This window comes from Chitinivibrionales bacterium, from assembly GCA_035516255.1.
Classification (GTDB): Bacteria; Fibrobacterota; Chitinivibrionia; order Chitinivibrionales; family FEN-1185; genus FEN-1185.
Genome location: DATJAL010000031.1, coordinates 207,620 through 232,991, shown reverse-complemented (window position 1 = coordinate 232,991; position 25,372 = coordinate 207,620). Strand labels below are relative to the sequence as shown.

17 protein-coding genes are annotated in these 25,372 nt (G+C 56.0%); 2 read left to right on the top strand and 15 right to left on the bottom strand.

Annotation, left to right across the window (positions count from 1 at the left end; translation table 11 throughout):
* Nucleotides 1–68 precede the first annotated feature (68 nt).
* On the top strand, nucleotides 69–1,205 hold the full coding sequence (locus VLX68_10155) for an acetoin utilization protein AcuC (protein ID HUI92597.1): 1,137 nt from the start codon (nucleotides 69–71) through the stop codon (nucleotides 1,203–1,205).
* 218 nt (nucleotides 1,206–1,423) lie between these two features.
* Here VLX68_10155 and VLX68_10150 read toward each other — a convergent pair whose 3' ends face one another.
* The 13 genes from VLX68_10150 to VLX68_10090 all read right to left on the bottom strand — a co-directional run bounded on the left by VLX68_10150 (nucleotide 1,424) and on the right by VLX68_10090 (nucleotide 19,179).
* Nucleotides 1,424–2,011, bottom strand: coding sequence for an acetate uptake transporter (locus VLX68_10150; GenBank protein HUI92596.1), 588 nt, complete (start codon nucleotides 2,009–2,011; stop codon nucleotides 1,424–1,426).
* A gap of 35 nt (nucleotides 2,012–2,046) precedes the next feature.
* Nucleotides 2,047–4,026, bottom strand: a complete 1,980-nt coding sequence (gene acs, locus VLX68_10145; protein ID HUI92595.1) for an acetate--CoA ligase — start codon at nucleotides 4,024–4,026, stop codon at nucleotides 2,047–2,049.
* Between the two features lie 640 nt (nucleotides 4,027–4,666).
* On the bottom strand, nucleotides 4,667–6,487 hold the full coding sequence (locus VLX68_10140; protein ID HUI92594.1) for a SurA N-terminal domain-containing protein: 1,821 nt from the start codon (nucleotides 6,485–6,487) through the stop codon (nucleotides 4,667–4,669).
* Nucleotides 6,488–6,658: 171 nt separating this feature from the next.
* Nucleotides 6,659–8,494 (bottom strand): S41 family peptidase, encoded by a 1,836-nt coding sequence (locus tag VLX68_10135; GenBank protein HUI92593.1) that lies wholly within the window; start codon nucleotides 8,492–8,494, stop codon nucleotides 6,659–6,661.
* 122 nt (nucleotides 8,495–8,616) lie between these two features.
* The gene (gene tmk, locus VLX68_10130) at nucleotides 8,617–9,249 is read right to left on the bottom strand and encodes a dTMP kinase (GenBank protein HUI92592.1); all 633 of its coding nucleotides are present in this window, start codon (nucleotides 9,247–9,249) and stop codon (nucleotides 8,617–8,619) included.
* Nucleotides 9,250–9,408: 159 nt separating this feature from the next.
* On the bottom strand, nucleotides 9,409–12,528 hold the full coding sequence (secA, locus tag VLX68_10125; protein ID HUI92591.1) for a preprotein translocase subunit SecA: 3,120 nt from the start codon (nucleotides 12,526–12,528) through the stop codon (nucleotides 9,409–9,411).
* Nucleotides 12,529–12,725: 197 nt separating this feature from the next.
* Nucleotides 12,726–13,037, bottom strand: coding sequence for a PilZ domain-containing protein (locus VLX68_10120; protein HUI92590.1), 312 nt, complete (start codon nucleotides 13,035–13,037; stop codon nucleotides 12,726–12,728).
* Nucleotides 13,038–13,085: 48 nt separating this feature from the next.
* A complete protein-coding gene (locus tag VLX68_10115; GenBank protein HUI92589.1) occupies nucleotides 13,086–14,159 on the bottom strand; it encodes an AgmX/PglI C-terminal domain-containing protein in 1,074 nt (357 codons plus the stop codon).
* On the bottom strand, nucleotides 14,159–14,659 hold the full coding sequence (locus tag VLX68_10110; GenBank protein ID HUI92588.1) for a biopolymer transporter ExbD: 501 nt from the start codon (nucleotides 14,657–14,659) through the stop codon (nucleotides 14,159–14,161). Before VLX68_10110 ends, VLX68_10115 begins: the two co-directional genes overlap by 1 nt.
* On the bottom strand, nucleotides 14,659–15,909 hold the full coding sequence (locus VLX68_10105; protein HUI92587.1) for a MotA/TolQ/ExbB proton channel family protein: 1,251 nt from the start codon (nucleotides 15,907–15,909) through the stop codon (nucleotides 14,659–14,661). Before VLX68_10105 ends, VLX68_10110 begins: the two co-directional genes overlap by 1 nt.
* A 110-nt stretch (nucleotides 15,910–16,019) precedes the next feature.
* Nucleotides 16,020–16,787: a MotA/TolQ/ExbB proton channel family protein gene (locus VLX68_10100; protein HUI92586.1), complete on the bottom strand. Its 768-nt coding sequence runs from the start codon at nucleotides 16,785–16,787 to the stop codon at nucleotides 16,020–16,022.
* Nucleotides 16,788–17,003: 216 nt separating this feature from the next.
* Entirely contained in the window at nucleotides 17,004–17,906 is a 903-nt protein-coding gene (locus VLX68_10095) for a helix-turn-helix domain-containing protein (GenBank protein HUI92585.1), read from the bottom strand.
* Complete coding sequence (locus VLX68_10090; GenBank protein HUI92584.1) at nucleotides 17,890–19,179, bottom strand: hypothetical protein; 1,290 nt, start codon at nucleotides 19,177–19,179, stop codon at nucleotides 17,890–17,892. The genes VLX68_10095 and VLX68_10090 overlap by 17 nt, the downstream gene beginning before the upstream one ends.
* Before the next feature lie 328 nt (nucleotides 19,180–19,507).
* Between VLX68_10090 and argA the strand changes: the two genes are divergently transcribed.
* Entirely contained in the window at nucleotides 19,508–20,860 is a 1,353-nt protein-coding gene (gene argA, locus VLX68_10085) for an amino-acid N-acetyltransferase (GenBank protein HUI92583.1), read from the top strand.
* 383 nt (nucleotides 20,861–21,243) lie between these two features.
* Here argA and VLX68_10080 read toward each other — a convergent pair whose 3' ends face one another.
* The gene (locus tag VLX68_10080; protein HUI92582.1) at nucleotides 21,244–23,193 is read right to left on the bottom strand and encodes an aconitate hydratase; all 1,950 of its coding nucleotides are present in this window, start codon (nucleotides 23,191–23,193) and stop codon (nucleotides 21,244–21,246) included.
* Between the two features lie 35 nt (nucleotides 23,194–23,228).
* On the bottom strand, nucleotides 23,229–25,025 hold the full coding sequence (locus VLX68_10075; GenBank protein ID HUI92581.1) for a cytochrome c biogenesis protein CcdA: 1,797 nt from the start codon (nucleotides 25,023–25,025) through the stop codon (nucleotides 23,229–23,231).
* Nucleotides 25,026–25,372 lie beyond the last annotated feature (347 nt).

The following is a 25,372-nucleotide window of genomic DNA, read 5'->3' as shown; positions in this document are numbered from 1 at the left end:
CTTTCCCCGGGCCGGGGCGTTTGTTGCAGATAGTAGATTTTTCGCACACCATTTCGTAGCGGTTCGCCATGGCATCCACACGCTTCGCATTTATCCATTCTTCGGAAATAGAGAAATACCATTACCCGGAATCGTGTCCGTTCAAAACCGAGCGCGCCGGCCTTACCAAGGAAATCCTGGTTAAAGACGGCTGCTATGCCGGCGGCAACCGCGCCGAGGTCGCGCCGCAGCGGCTTTCCGACGAGCAAATAGCCTGGTTCCATACGCCCGATTACATCGAGCGGCTCAAGCGCGTCTCGGCGGGCGACATTGACGCATCGGACCTTTTTGCCGGCCTGGGCACGCCCGACACCCCGGTCTTCGGCGGCCTGTATTCGTATGCCGCGCTTGCCGCCGGAGGAACGGTCACCGGCGCGCGTCTCATCCTCGACAAGGGCGTCCACATGGCCTTTAACCCGTCGGGCGGGTATCACCACGCCTTTGCGGACAAGGCCGGCGGATTCTGTTATGTCAACGACGTCGTGCTCGGGTGCATGGCGCTCGTCAAGGCGGGCAAGAAGGTGCTCTGCCTCGACCTCGACGTGCACCACGGCAACGGCACCCAGGCCGCCTTTTACGGCGACCGCTGCGTGTTCACGGTGTCGCTTCACGAAAGCGGCAAGACCCTGTTTCCCTGGGGCGGCTGGGAGGACGAGATCGGCGAAGGCGACGGACGCGGCTTCAACGTGAACGTTCCTCTGCCCGCAGGCACCGATGACGCCCTGTATTGCAGGGTGTTCAACGAGATCGTCCCGCCGCTGCTTTCGGCGTACCGCCCGGACGTCATCGTGCTCGAGCTGGGCATGGATGTGCTGTCCACCGACCCGCTTGCGCACTTCAGGATGACCAACAACGCCGTTGCCGACCTTCTCCCGCTTGTCATGCGGCAAGGCGCGCCGATCCTTGGCGTGGGCGGCGGCGGCTACAACCCCCAGAACGCGGCGCGCGGCTGGGCGCTTGCGTGGACCGTGCTGTGCGGCATCGAGCCGGAATCCGATATGTCAATAGGCATGGGCGGCGACTTTCTGGGCAACGCCGAATGGAACGCGGGCCTGCGCGACATGAAGATTTACGTGACCGGCGAGGACAAGGAGAAAAACGAGAAGGAAGCCATGGCGGTGGTGGAGTATATAAAGAAGACGGTGTTTCCGATACATAGGATTTGAATTTAACGTATTCATCTCGATACGCCGTCGTTGTTGGCTACTCGATGTGCGGGTCAATTTCGTTATCATCGAGAAACCAGAAATATCTACGGTCGCCGAGTAATCCGCAGAGCAGATGTATCGAGACGACTCCCTAACGACCAGTTAATCCTCGTACCAAAAAAAAGGCCGCGTCTTAAAAACGCAGCCTTTACAAAAAAGATCAGAGCCTACAAAGCTTACTTCTTCACCAACCCCAGCGGCAGAACTGTTTTTCCGTACACCTCGTTGAGCACCTGCGCAATCGCCGCATACATGGCCGAAAGCCCGCAGAACATTCCTTCCCAGCCGGCAAACACCTTGACAAGAGCGTTTCCGGTTGCGTCTCCAATGGCAAGCAGAAAGAACAAAAGAGCGAGGGTTCCGAACACGACCTGCAGCGCCTTGTTAAGCCGGAGTGTACCCAGGAACAGAAGGAGCGTAAAGAACCCCCATAATGTCAGGTAACTCACCATCCCTTTGGACGACGTCGGTTCGCCCCATCCCAGTTTCGGCATGATGAGCAGCGCGACCAGCGTGAGCCAAAACAGGCCGTAAGAAGTGAAGGCGACGGTGCCGAAGGTGTTCTTTTTCTTCCACTCCATGATGCCGGCAATAATCTGCGCCATCCCGCCATAGAAAATCCCCATGGCCAGAATCATTGACCCCAGCTCGTAGATGCCCGCGTTGTGAATGTTGAGCAGGATTGTTGTCATGCCGAACCCGAACAATCCGAGCGGCGCGGGATTGGCGGTGGTGTCCCGAATTTCCATAGTAGTCTCGTTCATAACTTCTTCTCCTTTTAAGGTAATAAAAAAATTTATTACTGCCGGTTCTTCACCAAAGATTCCACTACGCTCGGATCAGCCAGCGTGGTGATGTCACCGAGATTGTTAACGTCGTTTTCGGCGATCTTGCGCAGAATGCGGCGCATGATCTTGCCCGAACGGGTCTTGGGCAGGCCGGGCGCGAACTGGATCTTGTCGGGCACGGCAATGGGCCCGATCTCCTTGCGCACGTGGCCCATCAGCTCCTTCTTGAGCTCGTCGGTGGCGGTAACGCCCTGGTTCAGGGTGACAAAGGCGTAAAGCCCCTGTCCTTTGATCTCATGCGGCATCGGCGTCACGGCGGCCTCTGCCACCTTGGCGTGGCTCACCAGCGCGCTCTCGACCTCGGCCGTGCCGATGCGGTGGCCCGACACGTTCACCACGTCATCGATCCTTCCCATGAGCCAGTAATCGCCGTCCTCGTCGATGCGGCAGCCGTCACCGGTGAAATAAAGGTTGTTGTACATGGAGAAATAGGTGTCGATGAAACGGTTGTGGTCGCCCCAGGTGGTGCGCATCATGCCGGGCCACGGCCTCTTCATGCACAATTTGCCGCCTTCATTCACCGAGCATTCGGTGCCGTCGTCGCGGAGCACCACCGGCTCAACGCCGAAGAACGGTCGTGAGGCGCTTCCGGGCTTGAGCGTGTGCGCGCCGGGCAGCGGCGTTATGAGGATGCCGCCGGTCTCGGTCTGCCACCAGGTGTCAACGATCGGGCATTTCTTGTGGCCGATCTGCTCATAATACCATATCCACGCCTCGGGGTTGATGGGCTCACCCACGCTGCCGAGCACTCGCAGCGTGTCCATCTTATATTTGTTGGGCCAGGCGTCGCCTTCGCGCATGAGCGCGCGGATCGCGGTGGGCGCGGTGTAGAACACGGTCACTTTGAATTTGTCAATCACGTGCCAGAACCTTCCCGCGTCGGGATAGGTGGGCACGCCCTCGAACATGAGCGAGGTGGCGCCGTTGGCGAGCGGCCCGTACACAATGTACGAATGGCCGGTGACCCAGCCGATGTCCGCCGTGCACCAGTAGACGTCATCGTCGTGCACGTCGAAAATGAACTTGTGCGAAAGCGCAGTGTGGAGCAGATAGCCGGCCGTGGTGTGCACCACGCCCTTGGGTTTCCCGGTCGATCCCGATGTGTAAAGAATAAACAGCGTGTCTTCGGCGTTCATGGTCTCGGGCTTGCAGTCGCCCGACGCCTTGGCGATCTCTTCGTGGTACCAGGTGTCGCGTCCCGCAACCATGTTGCAGGGCTCGTCCGTCACCTTCACCACTATAACCTTCTCGATGCTCGGCGTGCCCTTGAGCGCCTCGTCGGCGATATCCTTGAGCTTGATGTGCTTTCCGGAACGCAGCGACACGTTCGAAGTCACCAGCAGTTTGCACTGCGAGTCGGCGATCCTGCCCTTGAGCGAATCGGCCGAGAACCCGCCGAACACGATGGAATGGATCGCGCCGATGCGGGCGCACGCGAGCATGGCCACCGGCAGTTCAGGCACCATGGGCATATAAATGGCAACGCGGTCGCCCTTTTTGATTCCCTTTGATTTGAGTACGTTTGCAAACTTGCATACTAATTCATGCAATTCTTTATATGTAATCTTGCGGACATTGTTCTCTTCCTCACCCTGGAAAAGGAGGGCGACTTTGTTCGCGACAGGCGTATTGAGATGCCGGTCGAGGCAGTTGGCTGAAATATTGAGCTGGCCATCGGCAAACCAGGTGTGCTGTATCTTGCGGCCCTTCGTGTCCCAGGTGTATTCCAGCGCCTTGGTCGGCGGCTTGATCCACGTAAGCGATTTGGCCTGCTCGAGCCAGAATGCTTTGGGATCCTTGAGGGATTGATCCCACATTTTCTTGTACTGTTCAAAGCTTTTTATATGCGCCCTCTTTTGAACTTCCTTTGGCGGGGGGAATTTTCTCTTCTCGACCATCAGAGACGACATCGCTTTTGGTTGATCAGCCATTGGCCACTCCCTTCAGTGCATTGGTTTTGATTAAAGTTATATGTAAAGTTCTGTCTACAAGTCTTTGTTTTAAAATGATATTATAACGATTAATCAATTTTAGATTTAGCTTCGAAAAAGTCAAATAATATAAATGAAATTTAGGGGGTAATCAAGGAAAGAATCGAGGGGAATGAGATGATGAATGAGTTCATGATTAATTGAATTTGTAAAGGTATTGAAAGCGAGATGCACATTGAGCTTTTGGAAAAACACGGCCGGACGGCCGTGGCACACGGAGGGAATTTCTTTAATTGTTTGGAAGACACACATGCCACCTGTCGGATCATTATTGAAATTCATAACGGATGATTCTAGAACAGCAGCTGGATTTATTGTGCTCTTTGCCAGTGCTTATATAATAAATACTAACTTGTGTGAAAAGTCAATTCCAGATTGCAAGACGAGAAAAAACAGAAACGGCAAAATTTCTTTTATCCGGCGTTAGGCAGGACCGGAAGGAGCGCTGAAGCACGTTGCCGGCCGACCCTTCGCCGAAAACGACTAGGGCGGTCCGGCAACGAGGCCGAGGGCCGAGCCTGGAAGGAGGGCCGCCGCCGCGCGAGCGGCGGAACGCCCATCATTATTTTATTTATATCTATTAGTCAAGATAAAACTGGTTTACATTATCCACGATCTTCGCCTTGCTCATGTAATACAGGTACCAATCGTAGTAATTTTTTTCCATGTTGTCCTGTATCATTTTTCTATTGATGTTGAGCACGTCAGTCGAGCCCCATGGAACATTATTTCCCGGTTTTTTCTGCCACAGGGGTTTCACCACGAAATAAGACCCTCCGCCCTCGATGACGGAGGAGACCTTGCCGATCGGCAGCGCAAAAGCGGCGGCGACCAATTGGTTGTTGAATCCCACCTGCGGGATGTACTGCGCGCGGCCTACAGTGTCGGTGACGCCCGAAATGATGAGCGAATCGCTCTTGGAATATTGCGCGACCGCGTTTTTATCAGGGACCTTTTTCAAGAATTCCACAAAATAGCCGTGGGCCTTTGCGAGCCGGATGGAATCGGACAACGTTGCGACGATCCGCTCTTTGGCCACCTCGAGCGGGAGGATGCCTTTCTTTACCTTTGTCTTGACCTGGAAGAAGAAATAGCCGTCCTCGTTTTCCAGGAGGTCGGAGAGCTCGTTTTCCACATGGGCAAAGGCAAAGCCGGCGGCGCCCGAAACATACCCCACCTTCGGCATCTGGTCGCCGCGTTTGAAAAGTCCGGTGGAATCCACCCTGACCGAAGGCACTTTCTTGGCGACGTTCAATATGCCGTCCGACACGATGATGCCGCGCACGCTGTCGGCCAGCGCGTTGAGTTTGTCAAGGGTCTCGCCCGAGGGCACGATTTTCCTGAGGATGTGCCTCACCGTTGCCCGTTCTTTTCCGTTGCTGGTCTCGCGTTTCTCAACAAGAACAAGATGGTAACCGAATTGCGTCCTCACGGGCATGGATATTTCGTTGACCTTCAAGGCAAACACCGCGGAATCGAACTGGGGCGCCGTGCTTCCCTTGGTCACCCATCCCAGGTACCCGCCGCGGGACGCCGTGGCCTCGTCGTCGGATTCCAGCTTCGCCTCTTCGGCGAAAGAGGAATCCCCGACCTTCAGCTTTGCGCGAAGGTTAAGCATCTCGTCGTACGTTGCTTTTTCGTCGGCCGGCGTCGCGATCTTGGGGATCTTCACATAGTACAGATCGACCTGCTCCGGCGTGGCGAAAGAATCCTGATGGGCCTGGTAATACGCGGCCACTTCGGCGTCGGTCGGCCGGGGTGGAGCAAACGCGGCCACATTGACTTTTGCGTATTCGAAAACGGCCTTTTCGGTTTCCTCGTTGTACTGGTAGGCGATTTCGGACTTGAAGGGAAATTCCTGCATCGAAAGCAGGAGACGGAGCGTCTGCATGGGAACAAGAAATTCCCGCGTGTGCTTTTCGAGCGCCTGCATCCCCTCGTTTTCATACACCGCCGGGTTGTTGAGGAACGAGACAAACTTGCTCGTGTCAAACACGCTGTCGGTCTGAAACTGCTTCACCGAATACACCTCGGGCGGCGGGTTCTTTTTGATGTACTCGTACACCTCGTCGGTCGAGGCGCCGATGTCCATGTCCGCGAACGCCTGGTCCATCAGGATCCTGCTCACCTCCATCTGCCACACCTGGCGCGGCAGCATTCTGCTCTGCTCCGGGGAGGCCTCAACGCCGTTGTTCCTCTCGCGTTCCTTCTCGCGTTCGGCGGCCACCATACGCTCGAACGTCCGGTAGGTGATCTCCTTGCCGTTCACCTTTCCCACCGTGTCACGCACCCGGTTGCGGCTGGAAAGGTCCATTCCCCAGGCAAAAACGATGGTGGCGATGAACGCGACGATCACGATCCACATGATGATGGCTGCATTGTTCCGTAACGACTGAATCATTGTACAATTCTCCTGCCCGGCTTGTATTGGATGATGTTTTATCCAGAAGTTATTGATGAAAAAAAAAGTTTATTAAACCGTCGTTCGCCCTGAGCGAAGGGCGTCCGCTCATGCTTCAATTTTTCCATTGCACGCCAAATTACATTTAAAAGGCGTCATTGTTGGCAAAGATCATTTTCCCTTTGGCTTGAGCAACCGGGAATAAACATCCCTGTTCGCAATGATCGATAACGCACCCTTGAACTGGTCGTCTTCCATGAGCTTTTGGCGATAGATGACTTCGTTGTCCTGACCCAAGGCGCGCTCCATCAGCGCCTCCCTAATAAACGTACGGACATCGCCCTCGCTTTTGGTGAATTCGCGCTTGTTCTCTTCGGTAAGCACCTTCCCCATCTGCTGCGAGATCTTTCGAAGCAGTTCGATTTCATCTTTTGTCCATTCCGGCTTTTTCTGGAACAAGGGCGCGGCGGAATCGGCCGAGGACTTGCGCGTGGTGTCCTTCGCCGAATCGCTGATGCCGGTGCGGGACTTAAAATCGTCGAATGCCATCTGGGCATAGCTCTGATATTTGAAATTGACCGAGTCGAGGTAATGGTAAAAGTCCTTGAGCAGCGCCTCGTTCACGGTGAATTTCTCGTCAATCTTGACGTGCCTGGCCTGAAGCTTGGGATACTCGGTGTTGGCAAATGAGAAGAACGCGTCCTTGATGAGGAGCGAGCGGATCACATACGCTGGAAATTTGAATTGGATGACGGTGTCGGGAATGATGCCGCCGCCGCCGTACACGATGCGCTGGTTTTTCGTCCGGTAGGTCGCGGTGTCCCTGACCGCTTTCTTGGCATTGCTTTCGGCGGCCGTGTCTTTTTCGCCCTCCTCGCCCTCGTCCTCAAGGGCCTTTTTTCCGCCCCGCAATCCGTTTTCCGGCCTGTTGATGCAGCGTCCCGATGGGGTGTAATAGTATGCGGTGGTGAGCTTAAGGTGGTTAACGTCGTCAATCGGCAAAACGGTCTGCACCGAGCCCTTGCCGAAGGTGGTGTCTCCCACGATGAGCCCCCGGTCCCAGTCCTGGATAGCGCCCGCGACGATTTCGGACGCGCTCGCACTCGCGCCGTTGACCAGCACCACGAGCGGGATATCGGCCGGCACCACCGGGCCGGACTGAGCCGGATATTCGGCGTTCTGCGAGGCCATGCGGCCCCTTGTATAGACCACGAGCGAATTGCGGGCGAGGAATTTCTCCGCCACCTCAACCGCCTGCTGGAGCAGCCCGCCGGGGTTATACCGTAGGTCGAACACGATTCCCTTGATGTTGTGTTTGAGCAGCTCTCTGAGCGCCTTCTCCACCTCAGGGCCTGCGTCCTGCGAAAACGTCTTGAGAACCAGGTAACCGATGCCATCGCCGAATACGCCGTAAAAAGGCACGGGCTTTATCTGTATGATGGCGCGGGTGATTTTATACTCGAGATCCTTGGCCTCGCCTCTCCTGCGGATCGTGATCATGACGTCAGTATCGGGGGCGCCGCGCAGCTTGCTCACCGCCTCGTCGATCGTGATGCCTTCGGTTGATTTCCCGTTTATCTTGAGGATCTGGTCACCCGTCTGGATGCCGGCGCGCTCGGCGGGCGTCCCGGGAATGGGCGTCATCACGGTGAGCACCTTGTCGCGGATTGAGATCTGGATGCCCAGGCCGCCGAATTTTCCCTCGGTCGCGATCATCAGCTCGTCGTACTGCTTCTTCTCGAAATAATTGCTGTGCGGATCGAGGATCCTGAGCATGCCGTCAATGGCGCTGTCGATGAGTTTTTTCGAGTCGATGGCCTCGACATATTTCTGGTGAATGGTGAGGAACACCTGGTCAAACCGCTGGGTGTCCTTGTAAAAATTGTCATTATCGGCCCTGGTCACATCAAAGGCAAGGCCCGCGATAACGACGATGAGTACGATCACGCCGAACACGGGGATCCTGCCCGCAAGCGTTTTCCTGTCTTTTTCGGAATTATTCTTCATCACGGCTCCTTAAACTTCATCGTAAGCGCCTACACGCTTTTTTCCACGATTCAATTACGGCGCAAGGTGGATAAAATACATCATTATCCTTGATTTCCCCACTAATTATTTCCCGAAACGGGTCATTGCTTTCCGGGCAGCCGCTGCATGATGTTCGCGAGCACGCGGGCCGAGAGTTCCTCTGCGGGCGCGGCGCCGTCGAGCACCACGATTCTCCGGGAAAAACGGGAGGCAAGCGCCCGATAGCCCCTGCGGACTTTTTCGTAGAATTCCCTTCCGCTCTGTTCGAGCCGGTCCGGCGTTTTTTTCGCTTTTGCGAGCCGGCCGAAGGCGGTTTCGACATCGACATCGAACACGAAGGTCAGGGCGGGCGCAATGCCGCCGGTGGCAAAATCGTTCATGGTGAAAAGCAGGTCGAGGGGAATTCCGCGGCCGAAGCTCTGGTACGCGAACGTGGCGTCCATGAACCGGTCGCACAGCACCACTGCACCCTTGTCAAGCGCAGGCGCGATCTTCTCATGCACGTGTTGGGCGCGTGCGGCAAGGTACAAAAGCACTTCGCAGGCATTGCACATTTCATGGTGGCCGGGTGAAAGAAGAATCTCGCGCACCTGTTCGCTTATCGCAGCGCCACCCGGCTCGCGCGTCACGGTACACGCGATTCCTTTCTGTTCAAGGCCGCGTCGCGCCGCGTCAACCTGGGTGCTCTTGCCGCACCCGTCAATGCCCTCAAAGGTTACAAACAGGCCCTTCATACCGTTGCTCTCATCAAAGAAAAATCACCGCAAAGGCGCAAAGGACGCAAAGTAGACAGGTGATAATAAAACGTGAGGTTCATGCGAAAGGTTAGCGTGTTCTTGACTAACATTTCAATTTTCTTTGCGCTCTTTGCGCCTTTGCGGTGAATATTAGTTTTATGCCGCGGCACCATGGCATTTCTTGTATTTCTTCCCGCTGCCGCAAGGGCACGGGTCGTTGCGGCCCACCACGGGGCCGGAATGTACCACGGGCGCACGTCGTGCAGGACCTTCGGCCGGGCCGCGGTTGGTGACCATCTGCGGCTGCGGCTGCCATGGTTGCGGCTGTCGCGGCGCTTCCTCGGCGGGCGGCACCTCGCTCGACGAGGAAAAAATATCGAATGCACCGTGGGAAGTCTGGCTGCGGTTGAGGCCCATGCGGTCTTCCTCGGCACTCACCGCCTCAAGGCGGAAAATGAACGAGGTGACGTCGCGCGCGATGCTGGCGCGCAGTTCCTCGAACATCTTCATTCCTTCCTTCTGGTATTCGTAAAGCGGGTTTTTCTGACCGTAGGCGCGGTACTGCACCCCGCCCTTGAGGTGGTCCATTTCGTAAAGGTGATCTTTCCACAGGTTGTCGATCACCATGAGGCACACGCCGCGCTCGAACTGGCGCATGATCTGCGGGGTGAGGCGCTGCTCCTTGTCCTCGTAGCGCGCCTTGACCAGTTTCCAGATCTCGTCGAACAGGGTGTCCTGGCTCGACGGCGGCGGCGCACTTTCGGCTGGCAGAAACGTGACACCCATGGAGGTTTGCAGTTCCTTATCGAGGTCGTGCAGGTTCCAGGACTCGGGGTGCTTGCCGTCGCCCGTGTGCTTGTAGATGATGTCCTCAAGCGTTCCGGCGAGCTGGTCAAGGATTTCCTCCTTAATGTCCTCGCCTTTGAGGATCCGCTGGCGCAGGCCGTAAATCTCCTTGCGCTGGAGGTTCATGACGTCGTCGTATTCCTTGAGGTGCTTGCGGATCTCGAAGTTGCGCGCCTCCACGCGCTTCTGCGCGTTGCCGATGGCACGCGTCACAAACGGATGCGAGATCACTTCGCCTTCCTGTGCGCCGAGCCGGTCCATGATCCTCGCGATGCGCTCAGAGCCGAAAATGCGCATCAGGTCGTCATCGAGGGAAAGATAGAATTTCGATGAGCCCGGGTCGCCCTGCCTGCCCGAGCGGCCGCGCAGCTGGTTGTCGATGCGCCGCGCCTCGTGTCGTTCGGTTCCCACGATATGGAGCCCTCCGGCCTCCACCACTTTGCTGTGCTCCTCCTCGAGTTCCTTGTGGAGCTTGGCAAAACGCCGGCGCTTTTCCTCGAGCGTCAGGTCGTCGATCGCGATGCCTTCCTTGAACAGTTCGTTGTTCGCGAGGGCCTCGAAGTTGCCGCCGAGCACGATGTCGGTGCCGCGGCCCGCCATGTTCGTGGCGATGGTGACCGCCCCTTTTCTTCCGGCCTGGGCCACGATCTGCGCCTCCTTGGCGTGCTGTTTGGCGTTGAGCACCTCATGTTGGATGCCGGCGCGCAGCAGGAGCTTGCTTAACAATTCAGACTTTTCTATCGAGGTCGTCCCCACCAGCACCGGCCGCCCTTTTTCGTGCAACTCGGTGATGTCCTTGACCACCGCCGCGTATTTCTCGCGGTGCGTGCGGTAGATCTCATCCTCGAAATCGTCACGTCGCATGGGACGGTACGTGGGCACCGTGACCACGTCGAGCTTGTAAATCTCGTTGAACTCGCCCGCTTCGGTGATGGCCGTGCCGGTCATGCCGGAGATTTTCGTGTACATTTTGAAAAAATTCTGGAAGGTGATGGTGGCGAGCGTCTGGTTCTCGCCCGCCACCTTCACGCCTTCCTTTGCCTCCACGGCCTGGTGGAGCCCTTCGCTCCAACGCCTGCCGTGCAGGATGCGGCCCGTGAACTCGTCGACGATGAGGATCTGGTCGTCCTGCACCACGTAGTCGACGTCGAGCTCGAACAGCGAGTACGCGCGCAGGAGCTGGCTCACGCAATGGATGCGCTCCGAGCGCTCCGCGTGCATCCGGTGCACCTCGTCGCGCTTTTCCGATTTTTCAAGCGGCGTGAGCGCGGCGTCGGTATCGATCTTGTGAATGAGATCAGAGAGATCAGGAACTATAAAGAAATCAGGGTTGGATTGCGACACGAGCGCCCGTCCCTTTTCGGTCATCTCGGCGCTGTGGCCTGACTCATCGATGGTGTAGAACAGCTCCTCGTCTATTTCGTAAAGTTTCTTTTCACGCAGATAGTCGGTCTCGACCTGCTTCATGTACGCAGAGACGCCCTCCTCTTTGAGCAGCTTGATCAGCTTCTTGTTTTTCGGCGCACCCCGTTTCACCACGAACAGCTTGTACCCGAGCTCGTATTCCTTGCCCTCCTTGCCCACCAGCTGCTCTATTTCGTTGATGGTCTTCTGGATGAGCTGGGCCTGGGCGTTCACGAGCCGCTCCACGCGCGGCTTGAGCTCCTCGTATTCGCGGTTGGATTTCGTCACGGGCCCCGAGATGATAAGCGGTGTGCGCGCCTCGTCGATGAGGATGTTGTCCACCTCGTCGATGATGGCGAAGTTGAGCTCGCGCTGCACGAGCTGCGAGGGGGAGCTTGCCATGTTGTCACGCAGGTAATCGAAGCCGTACTCGTTGTTGGTGCCGTAGGTGATGTCGCATTCGTAGGCCAGCCGCCGCTCAGGCGTTCCCGGCTCGGTCTTGTCAAGGCAACCCACGGTAAGGCCGAGAAACGTGTGGATTTTTCCCATCCATTCGCTGTCGCGCTTTGCAAGGTAGTCGTTGACCGTGACGACATGGACGCCCTTTCCGGACAGTGCATTGAGATACGCAGCCATGGCGGCCACCTGCGTTTTTCCCTCTCCCGTTTTCATTTCCGAGATCTTTCCCTGATGCAGCACGATGGCGCCCATCACCTGCACGTCGAAATGCGCCATGAAAGGGATTTCTTTTTTGAAAACCGGATCGAACACGGTGCGCCCCTCACCGAGCACCCGGTGGGTGGCCTCACGGCACACGGCATAGGCCTCGGGCAGGATGTCGTCGAGCGTTTCTCCTTTGGAAAGCCGTTCTTTGAATTCAACGGTCTTTGCCTTGAGCTGGTCATCGGTCAAGGAAACCATGGCTTCCCGGAAGCTATTGACCTTGGCGACCACGGGCCGCAGCTTTTTCATGTCGCGGTTTTGTTTTGAGCCAAAAACAGTCTCAAGAACTCTTAATATCAGCATTTTTTTACCTATCTATACGCAACTTTATGATATATAATAAGTTAATTTAGTCACTTCAAGAATCTTATCAAGAGCCGCCAGGACAGTTTTACGATCATGTCGGCAAGTTATTTACCGAAAGTTTTTGCAGACGGGAGCTTTTATTAAGAGGTTTTTCTATGACAGCTCCGAACTCATACGGTTTTTCCTTGGCGATGTCACCCTTCAATGGTACAGGAAAGCGGAACTCCGCGGGAAAATTTATCCACCAAATCGTTAAGGGTTTCCTGCTGCTGCGGGGTCACTTCAATGAATTGCATGCCGACCCTAAAGCCGTCGAGACGGTCCTGGCTGTAAATGACCCTCGCCTTGATTGAAAGTTTGTTGATGGTGAGGGAAGCGACGGCCCCCTTGTCCAGTTTCTTCGCGCTGAAGCAACATACACCGGTCTTGCTGAGGTCAAAAAGCGCCGGCACCTGTGACCCGTTCACATTGACAAATTCGATACGTTCACTGGCCCTGTCCTTCATAACTCTCTCCTATTTTGGAAAAATAAAACTTGCCTCAGCGATTTTATTTCAGGTCTGCGCCTCCAAGGCAAACGGAACCACGACTTCCACCGGACCGCCGCCTTGGACCGGCAGGAACGCCCAGCGCTTAATATACCGCACGATCGCGTCGTCAAATTCGGAGTTCTTGGTAGTAGAAGCGATAACGCTTACGTTCGACACGCTGCCGTCGGGCATGATGGTGAACTTAACCTTGAGCGAGCCCGAAAGCGTCGGATCCCTCTTGAGCCAGTTTTCATAGACGCGCTTGATACGCTGCTGTTCAAGGGTGATGACCTTCTGGATTGATGCCTGACTTCTCGCCTCCGCACCGCCCGTTTCTCCCGTGATCTCGGGCGGCGTCGATGTGATGTTGACGCTCCCCGCTGAGGAGAGACGCTGCGCGTTGGCCCGGCCCACGCTTTCGCGCGCGATGTCAACGCCCGACGTCACGGTGCCGCGGCGCGCCTTGAGTTCGGCCACATCAATGTTACCCCGCGTGGCGAACGTCCCTTTTGAGACCTTTATGCTCCCCAGGTCGCCGATGCCGTCGCCCGCCGCGCCGAGCAGGTCGGTGACGCTCCCACCGGATGAATGGCCGCCTTTTCCGCCTCCCGCCGAAGCGGTGATGGCGGCAAAAATTCCCGCGGTCTGGACCGCGGCCGCCACTTTCTCGCGCACGGCCTGGCGCTGCGCCGCGGTCGCCACCTGCCGCTCCTTGCGAGCCACGAAGGTCTCCTTTTCACGGTCGACCTTCGCCTCCTCTTTCGCCGCCTCCGCCGCGGATTTTCCTTTTTCGGCCGTTTTTGCTTTTGTCGCCGCCTTTGTTTCGGGCGGCTTGGCCTTGGGCTGGTTCAGCACGAGTTGCGCATACCGTTCCTGTATTTTTACAATCTCCTTTTCGCTCACCGTTTCGGATACCTTGACAAAAGAGAGAATCAACACCGTGCTGAAGGCAAAAAACAGAAGCGAGCTGAAGATGATCATGAATCGGGGCTCGATCCGGGACAACAGGCCCCTGCGGAGATCCTTCGGAAACCCCGCGAGAGAGATCTCGCCCGAATTTTGTATGTAAAAAAGGCCCGACTTGCCGATGTTCGCCATTATGCCTTCCTGTAAACCACAAGGTTCATGACCGGATAGCCCGCCTGCCCGCAGGTGTACATGATCCTGGTCAGCATGTTATACGGAATCGCGACGTCCCCCTGGATGGATATCTTGCCCGAAAATTCCGTTTTGAACATCTCCGACGACTTTTTCGCCTCGTCGCAGTACTTTTTCAGCACATTGTACAGGGGTTCAATGAGGAAATCCTTTTGCGCCAGCACAGCCTGGTACCCTTTTTCGTCGATGACGATGGTGTTCTCGACCATGATGTTGGTCTGGGACACCTTGACCGAAAGCGCCTCGGCCGCGTTTTTTTCGATGGACGACGAGGGGAGCATGAGATTGTTCGCCGGCGTAACGAGCTGTCCCTGCGCCGAATAATTCTTGAGCAGGAACACCACCATGAGGGTGAACATGTCGATCATCGAGGTGATGTTGAGCTTCACCGTGCCCTCGCTGCGTTTTCTGTGTTTTCTCCGTACGGATTGCTGTGACATTATTGTATGATTCCTCCCGCGATTGACACATTCGGAAACATGGTGACGTTGCCTTCGGGCGTGTGCGTACCCCGCGCGGCATCCATCACCGCCACCACGGTCTTATACTGCACCTTGTCCTCGCCCACAAGCTTGATGTCCTCGTTGTCGGCGAACACCGTGGTTCCCGAAAGGTTTTTCGACACGAATGCCTCGTACAGCTTAAAGAGCGATGCGTCGGGCGGCAGGGTAGGATCATACTGCCGCACGATTTCGTACAGCACTTTGCGCTTCACCTCCGCCAGCTTGTTGTTGAGCTCCGTATAGTTGTATTCACCGTTGACAAGCGGGATATCGGCCGCCTTCTCGCCGAGGGTCTGGTTTGCCGCGGACGCCTTCTCGGCCTGGTTGTAATAGTGGAACAGGTTAAACCCTTTCGCGGTTATCACCACGCCGAGCTCGAGCTTGACGTTCTGCAGGTTTTCTTCGCCCCCGCCGCCGCCCGCTCCGCCCTGTGAAGACTCGGGCAGCTTGAGCTCTATGGTCCCCATCTTGACAAATTCGGAGGAGGTGAGCAGGAACGGAATGAGCATCACCATGAGGTTGAGCATGGGCGTCACGTCGGTGTCGGCCACTTCCTCGTCGCCGGAACGCCGGATGAGCGAATTGAGTTTCTTCTGTGAGTCCGTGGGCGGGTTGAGCTGGTTGAGGATGGCGACCGCGTAACGGTCTATTTCCACGAGCGCGATGTCAACGCGGGCGCGCAGAAACGCAAAAGCAAGAATACAGGGCACGCTGATCGAAAGTCCCACCAGCGTCGAGTTCATGGCGGCCGAAATTCCCGCCGCGAGCAGCGATGATTTCTCAACGGCGGCCACGCCTGGTTTTCCCACGGCGGCAAACGACATGATGAGGCCGAACACGGTGCCCAATAGCCCGAGCAGCGTCGACACGTTGCTGAACATGACGAGCAGCGGGAGGCGTTTTTCCATGGCGGCCGCCATATGGGTTGACTCCTCGCCCATGGCGCCCTCCACAAGATGCGGCTCCACCTCGACCTTCTTGATGCCCGCGCCGAGGATGCGCGGCAGCGCTCGGTGCCCGCCCGAGGTGCAAATGCGGTATGCCTCGGTGAGGTTTTTTTCCTCAATGAGCCTCTTGATTCGCCCGAACAGCGAGGCGGCATCGTAATCGGTGCGGCGGTTGATGTCGAGCCACCGCTCAATGGTGATGACGACGGCCGTCACTCCCAGCGCTAAAAGCATCCACATGAAGAAAAAAGCTTCATGTGCAGGGAGAAAGCATTTCAACAGTTCGGAAAAAATTCCCATGGCATTTCAAAAGAGGAATATGTTGACTGACGGCAAAATGCCCGTGACAATCAGATATTTATTTCCTTTATCAGCTTATTGTCCGTGAAAATCTTGATGTTGTTGTGCGTCACGTGAAGCCCCACCCCTTCCTTGAGCTGTGTCGCGCTGATATGATATTTGTGCGTCTTGAACGATTTCTCGATGAGCGAATTGAGCACGCGCACCGAATATTCGTCAAGCTCGTCGATGATCTTCTGCGTCTTGGACTTGAGGAACGCGTATACCATGATGGAGGCGATGGCGACCGACAGTCCGGTAAAGGTCGAGTTCATGGCGGTGGCGATGCCGGACGCAAGCAGTTCGGACTTCTGGGCGGCGTCGATGCCGGGACGTCCCACCGCGGCAAACGACATGATGAGGCCATACACCGTTCCGAGGAGCCCCATGAGGGTGGCAACGTTGCCGATCACGGCAAGGTATCCGGTCCGTTTTTCCAGCAGCGGAATGATCTTAAGCATTGCCTCGTCAATGGCGTTGCGTATACGCTCCGCCCCGGTGTTGGCCTCCTCTAATCCGGCCTTGATGACTCCGGAAAGCGCCATGCTCTTGTTTTTGTCGCAGGCCTTGAGCGCCGTGGGAATGTCGTCTTTCTGGATGTTGCTCAGGATGTCCTTAATGAACATCACGGGCCGGAATGAAGATTTGGACTGCAAATAGATGAAACGTTCAATGATGACGGAAATGCTGAACACGCCCGTCACTAAAATTGCCCACATGAAGAGGAATGCGTCCGACCGCGGGTTGAAAGCGTTCAACAGTTTCACAATGAATTCCATGTATGATCCTCCGTTCCTTCGTAGTGGCGATGCATAAAGAACTGAATACCTTTATTATCCTATTGGTAACAATGAGAATCCAATAGATTTTTATTTCCCCTAAAAATTAGGATTAAAAATATAATATTGGCTGATTTCAGATACGAATTTAATCCTTTCCACTATAATAACGATCAGACCGATCATCTCGTTTCATTTTTTATCTTCGATCATTATTTATGTCTTTTCCCTTAGCACACGGCAATATTCCTCAAACGGCACCCCGGTGATCTTTTTAAATTCGGCGTCAAACGCATCCGTATCGATGAACCCGGTCTGCTGCGCAGCCGATTCCCGCAGACAAGAAGGGTTGTTTTGGGCCAGCCCCTTTGCCCTGTTGATCCGGACATGGGTGATGAAATCACCAATGCTTATACCGAGGTCGCGCTGCATGAGCGCTTCGAGAAAGGCCTCCCCCGTTACCAGTGCGGCGCAGATGCTCTGCACAGTGAGTTCAGGGTTTGAATAATTTTTTTCTATGTAGCGGCATGCTTTCTGTACTTCCTTGTCCATCACCGACAGGCGCGTGGTGGTGAGGAATCTCCGCTTCTGGCGTTTCTGCGCGACAATATTTGCAATGCCGATGACAATTGCGGCAAAGACAACCACTGCAAGGAAGATGATGAGCGCCGCGGGTTTCGTGATAGAGGTCCATTTTTTATCGGGAATGGACGCGGGTATTTTTTTTTCTCCGGTTTTAATTCCAGACGCCGTAATTTTTGCAGTGGAATCCTGCAAAGTCTCGGCCTGCGCCTTGACAATTGGCACCGTGTCCTTTTTGGCAGACGCCGCCAGTTTTGCCGTGTCGGATATGGACGCTGCGCGCGGCCGCATCACGGTGTCCGCGGCACCCGTTGCGATTTTCGCCGACACCGTGTCAGGTTTTTTTTTTACAGCGGCCTTTGCCGGAATCGTGTCTGGTGCGGTTTTTGCAGCCTTGACCTTGGCACCGGCCGCCTGTCGTGCGGCGGTGTCGCGGCTTGGCGCCGCGAAACACAGGAAACTAAAAAGGAAAAGGATCGCCGCGATTTTGACGGCGGTGATAAAACGGTCAGGCCAGGATTTATTCTTCCGCGGCATACCGGCCCATTTGTTCTTCGAGCATCGCCGCGTATTTCGGCTTGAGGGCCGTCATTTTCACCGCGAACTTTGAGCAATACCGCGTTGCCTCGGCAAAATTGCCAGCCTTGACATTATGCCAAAGATCCTTGAGCGCCTGCTCGTTGAGAATCTCGGCCGTGGAAACCTCGAAATGCATGGTGGTGCTGCCCGATATCCGTTTTACCGCATCGCGGATCATGTGGAGGATGTCGTTTGCGATGGTTTGGTCCGACCTCACGGAAAGCACGCCGAGCGCCGAGTACAGGCGGTCGAGGAAAAACCTGCTGTTCAAAACATAATGCCGCTTATCTTTCGGTAATTGTGGGGTGTAATAGTATTCCCCTATGACGCTGCCGTTCGCGGTCTTTACCAGCGATTTAGGGAACCGCGGCTCGCCGGTCTCTTTCGAAACCTTTGGCTCGCCAGCGCCGCTTCTTGCCTTGGCAAACGTTTCAAGTGAAAATGACGTTGTCTTGTCCTTGTCAACCTCGAATATTTCCTCGTTGACGGGTATGTCGGCAGCCCCCTTTGCCGCGGCACCGGCCGAACGGACCGTTTTATCGTCCTGCTTTTGGGACGGCCCTGCCGAGGGCATTTTCTGAGGGGCTTTTCCCAGTTCATCTGCAGAAACTCCCTCAGGGTTCTTTTCCTTGGCCGCGGTATGGCTCTTGAGTTTTTCCGTGAAATCCTGCACGGGATTGCGCCCTTCCCGCTGCGACATGATGATTTCATACAGGCCGTTGATGATTTCATTTTCATTCACCAGCAGTTCCTTCCGCACCTCCGTGTCGATGGTGGCAAGCTCCTGCTCCTTTTTTTTATATTTTTCAACCTTTTCCTCCAGCTCCTTGATCTCCTTTGAGGAATTGGTTATCTCCTGCCGTACCGTGGCGAGCTCCACGTCCCGCTTCCCCTTTTCTTCAAGGAGATTGCGCGAATCCCTGCTCACCTGCCTGATGTGCTCCTCCTTGTTGCGCACCACGTCCATTTTTTTCTGATAATAGTGGATGAGCTGCTCGATGGTGGCCGCCTCGTCTTTACTTATCATAATTTTCTTGAGCGACCACAGGTGCTCGAGCGCGGCCCTGGCGTTGTCGGTCTCCCCGCGCAGCAGGCGTTCCGCGATGTCGCAGGCGTTTTCGGAGACCGTCGACGCCGTCGCATCAAGCACGATGGAATAGAATTTGTTCGAGTCCTTGGTGCTCTTTGAAAGATCGACGATTTTCTGCGAAAGCTTCTCCATACTGTCCATGACTTTCCCCTTTCAGAGAACTGCATTCGGTCTATTGTTCCGTTTCGATTATAACCAGAACGTATAATATAAGTCAAGATGGAAAAGCCGCAACCGGGATAATTCCCAACGAGTTATCTAAATACGGTATCGGATTTGTCAACTAGCCCCACCTATTGGGGCCTGCCATGGTTCGGGGATTCGCCGGTTTTCCGTTGTCCGGGTCGATTCGGGCATGAAAAAACTCCGGCTCTGATGGACGCAATCATAAAAGAAGCTGACAATCGCAACGTCGAAATGGTATATTGTAAAGAAGAAAAATTTCCGGGGAATCATGAAGGGCATCACCATGGACAAAAAGCAACTCAAACAGCAGGTCGAAACCATCCGGCAGGCGTTCAGCTACATCAAGCGGTTCCGGGGCGAGACGTTCGTCATCAAAATCGAGGGCTCACTCCTGTCGCACCCGTTTTTCCCGGGCCTGATCAAGGACATCGCGCTGCTCCACCACATGGGCATACGGGTGGCGCTCGTTCCCGGTGCAAAGGAACGGATCGATGAGATCCTTAACAAATACAACATCGGGTTCGAAACGGTCAAGGGTATCCGGATCTCCACGCCCGAATCGATACCGTTCATCAAGATGGCGGCGTTCGACGTCTCCAACAAGGTCATGACCATGCTCGCCGAGAACAACACCAACGCGGTGATCGGCAACTGGGTAAAGGCGCGGAGCATCGGCGTGCGGGGCGGTGTTGACTTTCAGAGCACCGGCATCGTTGAGACGCTGCAGACCGGCATCATACAGAACGTGCTTACCGACGGCCTGGTGCCCATATTCCCCAACATCGGATGGAACGCGCAGGGAAAACCATACAACATTTCATCAAACGAGCTCGCCTTCACCATCAGCACCGAGCTTAAGGCTGCCAAGCTCTTTTTTGTCACCGAAACAGGCGGCATTCATACAAAGGGGTTCACGGTCCCCAAGAGTGTGTATGTGTCAAGCGACGGCGTGATTTCACAATTCACGCTTGCCGAGGCGGAGCAGTTCGTTTCCACAAACGAACCGTCGGCAAAACCCGAATACGAACTCGTGTCCCTCGCCTGCCGGGCCTGCAAGAGCGGCGTGGCGCGGGTGCACATCATCGACGGGCACCTCGAGGGCATGCTGCTCAAGGAAATTTTCAGCAACCGGGGCCTCGGCACCATGATCTACGCCAACCAGCACGAAAACATCAGGGCCATGAACCACGCCGACGTGCCCGAAGTGCTCCAGCTCATGGCGCCGTACATTGCCAAGGGAACGCTCATCCAGCGGACCGCGTCCGACCTCGAGGAACGGCTCGCCGACTATGCGGTATACGAAGTGGATGGCACCGTGCACGCGTGCGGCGCGCTGCATGTATATCCCGGCCACCAGGCCGAGATCGCCGGCATCGCCGTTGACGAACTGTACGAAAGCCTCGGCATCGGCATGAAAATGGTCTCCTACCTCGTTGAAAAAGCGCATGGCCTGAAACTGAAGCAGGTCTTCGTGCTCACCACGCAGACGTCGGACTGGTTCTCCCTGCACGGTTTCAAAAAGGCGGATGTCAAGGCGCTGCCGCCCGAGCGGCAGGCCACCTACGACAAGAAGCGGAATTCGCTTGTGTTGATTTACAGGATTTCGCAGGCGAGGAAGGGGCATTTTGTGGAATGAGCGGGTTCTTGTTTGTTTCCCGCCTTCCAAATTGTCATTTTCCTTATTTCTCAAAAATCAAATACAAAAATATTCTAACTTTGGTGCCTGCCGGTCACGGCACCGTGCCTCCTTCCGGGCTCGGCTATTCGCCTCGTTGCCGGACCGCCCGAAATCGCCTTCGGCGATGGGTCGGCCGGCAATTCGCCCTTGCTCACCCTCCAGCCCGCACTGGCGCGAAACATCATCCTGTTTCTTAATCGCCCCGCGTCATTTCGGTTTTCGTGAAGCTGAGCGGTGGAAGCCGCATTCCCGGAATTGCGCGGATGCCCTGTGCGATTAAAAATCCAATCAGCTCTGTTCAACTAATGACTTCTGGTTGCTGTTCGCTTTCTACCGGCCGCCTACCCCGTCTTTGATTTGCTCTTTGTCAAATTAATCAACCCTCCCGCCAGCACAATCTCCTTCTGCCGTGCCGACAATTCGACCTTGAGCTGGATATTTTCGCCGTTGGTCTTATTGACAAGAGCTAGATCCCCTGTTTCAATCCCGGAATACACGTCCGTTATCTCCAGCAAATCGCCTTGCTTGATCTTGTTAAAATCCTGCGGATTGACAAATTGCGCGGGCACGATCCCGAAATTCACCAGGTTCGCCTTGTGGATGCGCTCGATGGACTTTGCGACCACCATCTTGACGCCCAGGAACATGGGGCATATCGCCGCGTGTTCGCGCGAGCTGCCCTGGCCGTAGCTCTCGCCCGCCACGATCACGTTGTGCAGGCCCTTCCTCTTGTTCTCCATGGCGCGCGAGGGAAAGGTCGCGTCCTGGCGCTCGAAAACGAACTCGGCGTACTTGGGAATGTTGGAGCGGTATTTCATGCGGCTGCCGGCCGGCATGATGTCGTCGGTGGTGACCTTGTCTTTCAGGAGAATCGCCACGACACCGTTCAGCACCATGGGCAGCTCGGCGTTTGCGGGCGGCGCGCCGATGTTGGGCCCGCGCACGATCTCAACCTTTGCGTTTTTCTCCTGCGGCGGCATGATCATGCTGTCGTCGATGATGAATTTGTCCGGCATCGCGATGTCGGGATATTTCTGGCCGCTAAAAAATTTAACCGGATCCGTAAGCTCGCCCGCGAGCGCGGCCGCGACGGCCGCCTCCGGCGAAACGAGAAACACCTGCGCGCTCTCGGTGCCGCTGCGGCCGAAAAAATTCCTGTTGGAGGTACGCACGCTCACGGCGCCGGACGCGGGCGCCAGCGAATTGCCGATGCAGAACCCGCAGGCGTTCTCCATGACGCGGCCGCCCGCCGAAATGATGTCGGCGAGCGCGCCGTTGCGGCTTATCATTTCAAGCACTTGGCGCGACCCGCACGCGAGCGCGAGCGAAACATGCGAAGCGATCTTCTTTCCCCTGAGCGCGGAGGCCACCAGCATGAGGTCCTGATACGAGGAGTTCGTGCACGAGCCGATGCACACCTGGTTCACCTTGAGCCCGGCGATCTCGGCGAGCCGCTTGATGTTTCCCGGCGAATGCGGGGTCGCGGCGAGCGGTTCCAGTTTCGCAAGATCGAGGTGGATGACGCGGTCGTAGCTCGCGTCGTCGTCGGCGGCAATGGGCTTGAAGCAGTCCTCGCGGCCCTGCGACCGTAAAAACGCCCTTGTCGCAGCGTCGGACGGGAAAACCGAGAACGTCACGCCGAGCTCCGCGCCCATGTTGGTGATGGTCGCGCGCTCCGGCACCGAAAGGGTTTCCACGCCCTTGCCGCCGTATTCCAGTACCGAGCCGACATTCCCTTTTGTCGAGAGCGTTTCGAGCACTTTTAAAATCGCATCCTTCGCCGACACCCACGAACCGAGCTTTCCCTGCAAATCGATCTTGATGACCTTCGGGTACGTGAGGTAAAAAAGCCCGCCGCCCATTGCCACGGCCACATCGAGCCCGCCGGCGCCGATGGCGATCATTCCCATGCCGCCGCCGGTCGGCGTGTGTGAATCGCTGCCGAGCAGGGTCTTTCCGGGGCACCCGAACCGCTCGAGGTGCACCTGGTGGCAGATGCCGTTGCCGGGCCGGGAAAAATAAATGCCGTATTTCTGCGCAACGGTCTCGAGGTACTTGTGGTCGTCCGCGTTTTCGAAACCGTCCTGGATGGTGTTGTGGTCAACGTACGAAACCGAAAGTTCGGTCTTCACGCGCTCGAACCCGAGCGCCTCGAATTGGAGATAGGCCATGGTGCCGGTGGCGTCCTGCGTGAGCGTCTGGTCTATCCTGATGCCGATCTCGGCGCCGAGGACCGGGTTTCCCGCGACGATGTGCTCGTCGAGGATTTTTTGAACTAGGTTTTTGGGCATTTTGGAAATTCCTTTGTATCAATCTGCAAAAATAGTTACTTCTCCTCCAACCCCTTCAGCACCTTCACCACCGCCCGTTTGCTCAGAATGTCCCTCATGATGATCGGATGATACGGATCGTCGCCGGGAAACACGGCGAAAAACGGCACGCTGCGCGAGCCGAGATGGTGCAGCAGCGACTCGGCCTGCACGTTGGTCCAGGTCAGGTCGGCCTTGAGCGCCAGGACGTTTTTCCTCTTTATCAATTCTGCCACTTCCTTCGACGACAGCACGGTCAGCATGTTGTACTGGCAGTTGAGGCACCAGTTGGCGGTGAAGTCCACGATCACGTGCCGGCCGTTGGCGTGCGCATCAAGGAGCAGCTTGGGCGTGAATTCCTCCCATTGCACCTCGTTGCGCTCGGCGGCAAGCGCCGCCTGGGTGGAGGTGTTGCGGTAGATCACGACAAAGGTGAGATAGTACCCGAAGGCCGCGATGGCGAGCGCCAGAATGCCCGCAACGATATTCCTTTTCAAAGAAGAACCCCACGGCGCGTAGCGGAAAAAGAACACCACGGCAAAGGCGATCGCCACGCTGAACCCCACCGCGCTTACCACCATGTCCTTAGGGAGGCCGAGCAGGAAGTAGACCGCGGCGCCGAGCAGGAGAATGCCCATGAGGTGCTTGAAGTCCTCCATCCATTTGCCCGGTTTCGGGATGAGCCTGACCAGCGTCTTGCTCAAGGAGAAAAGTATGTAGGGAAACGCCATGCCCGCGCCGATGGAGAAAAACACCAGGAAGATGATGACGGTGGACTGGGTGAGCGTCCAGGCGAGCGTCGCGCCGAGAAAAGGGCCGCTGCACGGCGTCGCGAGCAGCGTGGCGAACATGCCCCGGAGATATTCGCCCAGGAAACCCTTTCCGCTTTTCCGCTCAAGGTTGGAAATATTGGAAGGCACCACGAGAACGTACACGTCGAAAAGCCCGAGCGCGAACACCACGGTGAGAACGATGAGCGAGACAAGGAACCAGGGACTCTGGAACTGCTGTCCCCACGAAAGCTGCGCAAACGAGGCAAGCGCCGCCAGGGCCATGAAGACGGTGAGGATGCCGCCGGTAAAAACAAGGCTGTGCGCCAGCACGGTTTTGCGCGAGGCGCCGCCCGCCTTAGCGAGCGACAGTATTTTTATCCCGAGCACCGGCAGCACGCACGGCATCACGTTGAGGATGATCCCCGCGATGAATCCGAAGAGCACCGCGAGGAGAAAATTCATGGATATTTTTTTCTCGACGGGTTCGTATTCCCAGCGGTGCGGCGTTTCGGCGGCGAGCGCGGTCTGGCCCGGCATCGTAATCTGGCCCAGGGCTCCGGGTTCGGTTTTCTGTTTTGCCTCAACCGGCCCGACTTCAAAATCCAGGGGCTCGGCGCTGTTCAGAAGGTACCGTAAAGACGGGCGGTCGTCAAACGAGCCGCCGGCCGACGAGTCTGTAATCCGAATCTCAAAATCGTTTCCCGTGGTGACCGGCACGCAGGAGGTGTAGCAAACAAGCCCGCTTGCATAGGCCGTCGCGCCGGTCACCGAAGCGGCCGAATCGGTGATCACACCCTTGATGAAAAAGGTGGCCTCTTTTTCATATGCCCACACCCACCCCCCGAACTCGGGGTAGAATCGTTTTGGGGGTGACTTGTACGCCGCGATCCAACGGACGCCCGGTCCGCTGAACGCGCGCAGCCGCAACGGCTTTCCTATGCCCGGACCGAGCGGATTACTGTACAAATGGAAATGATCGGGGATCGCCACGTGCATGGCGGCGACAAGCGTGTCGCCGCGGGCGTATGCCGGCTTATTCAAAAAGACTTCGGAAAAAAGATCCTGGGAATGCGCGCGAGCTGAACAAAGAAGAACAAAAAAAACGGCAATCAAGAACCGGATCGTTTGCCGGGACACTTCCCGCGGGTTTATTTTTAAAAAAGGCATCCGGTTCCCGTACCAGGTTAAAATGTTTTGCGGTGCGAATTAAAAAACTTCACGCATCATGCCTTACAAAATATAATTGATAGGGAGCAATTAAAGGGCCGTCCTCATATAGTCCCGCGCCCCGTTTCTTGAAATCCCGTTATTTTTTAATAAAAATCAGATCAGTATTTATATTTAATACGTAATCCTATCAAATTTTCATGACGATGATTTCACCTTAC

Bases quoted from the DNA above. Each gene is read 5' to 3' on its own strand.
- VLX68_10080 (HUI92582.1), bottom strand. From the start codon at position 23,193: ATGCCCAAAAACCTAGTTCAAAAAATCCTCGACGAGCACATCGTCGCG.
- secA (HUI92591.1), bottom strand. From the start codon at position 12,528: ATGCTGATATTAAGAGTTCTTGAGACTGTTTTTGGCTCAAAACAAAAC.
- VLX68_10105 (HUI92587.1), bottom strand. From the start codon at position 15,909: ATGTGGATGCTTTTAGCGCTGGGAGTGACGGCCGTCGTCATCACCATT.
- VLX68_10135 (HUI92593.1), bottom strand. From the start codon at position 8,494: ATGAAGAATAATTCCGAAAAAGACAGGAAAACGCTTGCGGGCAGGATC.
- argA (HUI92583.1), top strand. From the start codon at position 19,508: ATGGACAAAAAGCAACTCAAACAGCAGGTCGAAACCATCCGGCAGGCG.
- VLX68_10140 (HUI92594.1), bottom strand. From the start codon at position 6,487: ATGATTCAGTCGTTACGGAACAATGCAGCCATCATCATGTGGATCGTG.
- VLX68_10100 (HUI92586.1), bottom strand. From the start codon at position 16,787: ATGGAATTCATTGTGAAACTGTTGAACGCTTTCAACCCGCGGTCGGAC.
- VLX68_10150 (HUI92596.1), bottom strand. From the start codon at position 2,011: ATGAACGAGACTACTATGGAAATTCGGGACACCACCGCCAATCCCGCG.
- VLX68_10095 (HUI92585.1), bottom strand. From the start codon at position 17,906: ATGCCGCGGAAGAATAAATCCTGGCCTGACCGTTTTATCACCGCCGTC.
- VLX68_10090 (HUI92584.1), bottom strand. From the start codon at position 19,179: ATGGACAGTATGGAGAAGCTTTCGCAGAAAATCGTCGATCTTTCAAAG.
- acs (HUI92595.1), bottom strand. From the start codon at position 4,026: ATGGCTGATCAACCAAAAGCGATGTCGTCTCTGATGGTCGAGAAGAGA.
- tmk (HUI92592.1), bottom strand. From the start codon at position 9,249: ATGAAGGGCCTGTTTGTAACCTTTGAGGGCATTGACGGGTGCGGCAAG.
- VLX68_10120 (HUI92590.1), bottom strand. From the start codon at position 13,037: ATGAAGGACAGGGCCAGTGAACGTATCGAATTTGTCAATGTGAACGGG.
- VLX68_10115 (HUI92589.1), bottom strand. From the start codon at position 14,159: ATGGCGAACATCGGCAAGTCGGGCCTTTTTTACATACAAAATTCGGGC.
- VLX68_10155 (HUI92597.1), top strand. From the start codon at position 69: ATGGCATCCACACGCTTCGCATTTATCCATTCTTCGGAAATAGAGAAA.
- VLX68_10110 (HUI92588.1), bottom strand. From the start codon at position 14,659: ATGTCACAGCAATCCGTACGGAGAAAACACAGAAAACGCAGCGAGGGC.